The sequence below is a fragment of the Myxococcales bacterium genome, assembly GCA_022184915.1.
In the GTDB taxonomy this organism is placed as follows: domain Bacteria; phylum Myxococcota_A; class Polyangia; order Fen-1088; family Fen-1088; genus JAGTJU01.
This window is the reverse complement of sequence record JAGTJU010000016.1, coordinates 1-3,630: the sequence shown is the minus strand read 5'-3', so window position 1 is coordinate 3,630 and position 3,630 is coordinate 1. Positions and strand designations below refer to the sequence as shown.

The 3,630-nt window shown below is 63.3% G+C and carries 3 protein-coding genes; all 3 read right to left on the bottom strand.

What is annotated here, in order from left to right:
- A partial coding sequence (locus tag KA712_26165; protein ID MCG5056438.1) for an abortive infection family protein occupies positions 1–801 on the bottom strand: 801 nt, incomplete at its 3' end.
- Positions 798–1,574, bottom strand: coding sequence for a hypothetical protein (locus KA712_26160; GenBank protein MCG5056437.1), 777 nt, complete (start codon positions 1,572–1,574; stop codon positions 798–800). The genes KA712_26165 and KA712_26160, both read right to left, overlap by 4 nt.
- 394 nt (positions 1,575–1,968) lie before the next feature.
- Entirely contained in the window at positions 1,969–3,033 is a 1,065-nt protein-coding gene (locus KA712_26155) for a type I restriction-modification system subunit M N-terminal domain-containing protein (GenBank protein MCG5056436.1), read from the bottom strand.
- Positions 3,034–3,630: the final 597 nt, after the last annotated feature.

The window sequence follows — 3,630 nt, the reverse complement described above, 5'->3', positions numbered from 1 at the left end:
CGCGCTCGGCCAGGCGGACAACAGCCCCCGTTCGTGCTGTGCGCGGTAGGACTCCACGAGGAACGTCGCGACGGTCCTCGCCGCGTTCACGATCACGCGGGCGTGGTGCGCCTCGGGCTTCCGCTCGCGGGCGTGACCGTCGCTCATCTTGTTGCGGATGGGGGCGAGCCCGTTCACCACCTGCACGAGCCCGCGCGCGACTTGTTTAAAGTTGTCGTCGAGATCGGTCCGCTCGTCGTCGATTCGGACCTGCTTGGCTACGGCCTTGAACTGCTTCGGCAGATCGCCTTTGTAGTCTCCCGTCGCTCCCGCGAGCTGCTTCTCCAGCTCAACGAGCACAGCCTCGAGCATCGTCCGTGCGGCGGTGATGGCGCCCTCGAGATCCGCAGCCGAGAGGCGCTGGTCGATCTTGATCTCCAGCTCGTGAACGTATGCGAGGCTCAGTACATCGACCGCCCGAGTGACTGGCAGCATCGCCACCTGTGCCTTCCGCAGGCGGGCGATCAAATTCTTCACCTTCACGACGTTGGTCGAGGCGTCATCGCCGTCGCGTGTACCTCGATGTTCGAGAAGCGCCTCCAACGCCTGTGCGACACGAGGAGCATCGGACGACGTCAGAAAGGCGCGCAGCCTGTTGGACTTCGACCCTTCGGGGAACTCCTGGTCGATGTCGATGCCGAGGTCAGCGAAGAACTCGCCGAACGTTCGGTTACTGAAGTCGAGCACGTAGCCGCTGCCCATTCCGAAGATGTCTTCGACGGCTCGCAGGTCTATCGCACTGACGGTGGGCGGCGTCGTCATGGCTCCTTCTCCCTGCGAGGGGCGCTCTTCGCCGGTCTACCCATGGCACCAACCCGAAGGACTTCAGTGTCGATGGCGCGAAAGACTCGTTCCATCGCGAACTGAAAGTGGCGCAAATCAAACCAGTACTCAAAGTACCGGTCGGCACCAACGTCCGCGTAGCGGAACGCAGTGCCCGCGGGATCAATCCCATCGAGCTCGAGAATCCACTCACGGATTGGCGACGCCAGCTTCGACCCTCTGCCCGTCTCGACAAGATGAAGGCAACGGCGCAGCGAGTGAGTGACCTCGTCGATTTCCCCGATGAGCTTGAGATACAGTTCCAGCGCGTGCCGATAGGCAAAGAGAACCGGATACGCCCACTCCTCGACCTCGTCCAACTCGAGCGCTTTCCGCAGCGTGGCTTCGGCTACCTGACGGTAGTTCCGAGCCAGTTCGAGATACCCGTATCGCGCGCCGCCCGTGAGCAGGACACCGTGGCGCCACGTTGCGTCGATGTCATCCGGCGGTTCCTGGAGCAAGGGCGTGTGCAGGTAGAGGTGCTCGACAAGTGGACCTTCACGGTGCTCGCCCCGACTCAGCGCAAGTTTGATGGACTCGACGTCCGGCTCTGCCTTCCAGCGATGCTGAACGTGCAGCAGCACCAGCAAATCGCCGTCGTGGAACACACGCTCTCTTCCCGTGGGCGGATTGGCGTAAGCGGACAGGTGCTCTTCAAACTGGCGTGCCCAATCCTTGACCTGCGACACATCTGCGCCGAGGATCTTGGCCACCTTGGCAACGGTACGGTTCACGCCACAGCCTCCGACTCGCGCTCTGCGTGGGCGACCGACAGCTCGCCCGAGAACAGGCGCGGCAGCAGCGCGTCGCGCATTGAAATCAGTGTCGCAGCTTCCGCTTGGTTCCCGTGGATTCGCGCCCAGAGGCTGGCAGCCACCGTCTCGAACCGCGCTACAAGTTCCGCTGGCGGCTGGAGAACCGGATATCCGGGAAAGTCCTTCAGCCAAATCCGATCGACCGTCGAACCGGGCTGACGGTGTGCGCGTAGGAACGCCTGGAATGGGCCCGCAACGAACCACTCGAGCAGAACATGCGCGTCAATGGCCCCCTCACGGGGTCGGACGAGCGCCGTTCGGCGTCCGAGGCAGCACCGGATTCCGGGCGGGATCATGGCAAAGAAGCCCAACGTCGCCTTGTAAGTAAAGACGATGTGCGGGATGCCGGTACGACGCGCTTGGTCCACGCGGGGTAATCGTCCTCGGAGATGTACCGGATCTCGGAGAGGTCCAAGGCTGTCGGAGTGAAGTTTCTGATGCCGAGGAAAATGGTGCCGCTTTGCGCTTCCGGAGGAGTAGCGTGGGGTCCGTCGAACACTCCTGCGCAGACCTCGCGAACAGGAACGAGCCTCCACCCCGTCGGAATACGCCCCAGCTCCGACTCAACGAACTCGCTCGGGAACAACGTTGCGGTCTCGGCGTCCATTCCGCGCGGGGCACGACCTCCGGCCTTGGCCCGCACGGGGTCGAAGTCGACGAACCACGACTTGAACAGCGCCCGCGCCATCGCCTCGAGCGTCGCGTTCGTCTTGCGGTTCAGCTCGATCTTGTCGTCAAGCGCACCGAGGATGCGGGCGATCGCGCGCTGCTCGGCGAGGGGTGGTAGGTCGAACTCGAACGACTCGATCCGACTCGGCACCGTGTGAAGAATCTTCGTTCCCGAGGCCGACGAGACGAGATACAGGTCGAAGTCTCGATAGAGGAAGAGCCAGTACAAGAATGCCGGATCGACGTTGAGCGTCGGGTTCTGCGCCTCGAGGGCGACCATCGCGTCGTCGATGAGCTTGCCGATCGTGGCCTGCTTCGCGTTGCCCTGAAGGTGAGTCCAGCGCGCCTCCTTTGGCACCCAATAGATGTTGTCGGCACGGTACTCGTCGGGATCTTCCGGGTCGGCGCCCGACTTCTTGTCGGCCGTGAGCGCAGCGCGCTTCTCCTCGAACGCGTCCGAAATGTACTTGAGAAAGAGGAGCCCGAGTACGACGTGCTTGTACTCGGCCGCGTCCATGTTGTTGCGGAGCTTGTCCGCCATCTGCCAGAGCTTCTCTTCGAAGCCCACCACCGCATCGGACGTGGAGCCGTTCTTCGCGCTCGCCTTCTTGGCGGCGGGCGCGGGCTCGCTTGCTGCAGGCCTCGGCGGTCGCCCGCGCTTCTTGTTGCCTGTGTCACGCGTCGCCATCACGTCCCCCGTCCCCACCGCGCGGCTGCGCGTCGATCCACTGGTCGAGCTCGGTACGCCTGATGCGCCACTGGCTCCGAATCCGGAAGGCGCTGAGCTCGCCAGCTTGCTGGCATCGCCGCGGCGGGCTTCTCCCCCATTTCGACTGGACGGGCAACCGCTGAACGATCTTCATCTCGTTAGGCATAAGAGAACTTCAGGCTGGGCAGCGCATAGCGGCGGCATCAGAATCCTAGACTGGCGATTGTATGCCACGGCGTGGCATAGGCTCAACGGCTATTCAAGTCGCTGCATCTGTTTCCGTTTTGCGTCCTGGCGCCCCCGCGGCTGCGACCAGTCGAGCATGCCCCATACGACGCATCGCACAGGTGTGGTCCCCGGCTTTGTTCAGCTACAGGCGAGCCGGGGAAGACAAGGTCTGACGCATCCTCAACCTGTGCTGAACGCAGTCACACAGCCGTCGACCTTCACGAGACGCGAACCCTTGAATAGGCGTGCACCCTGCAGCAACCCAAGGAGGAGCGGAGGCGTGGCTTTGGCTAATTCTGCGCGCGAGCGCCGGCCGCCACCTCCCATGCGAGCCCGAAGTCGGGATCC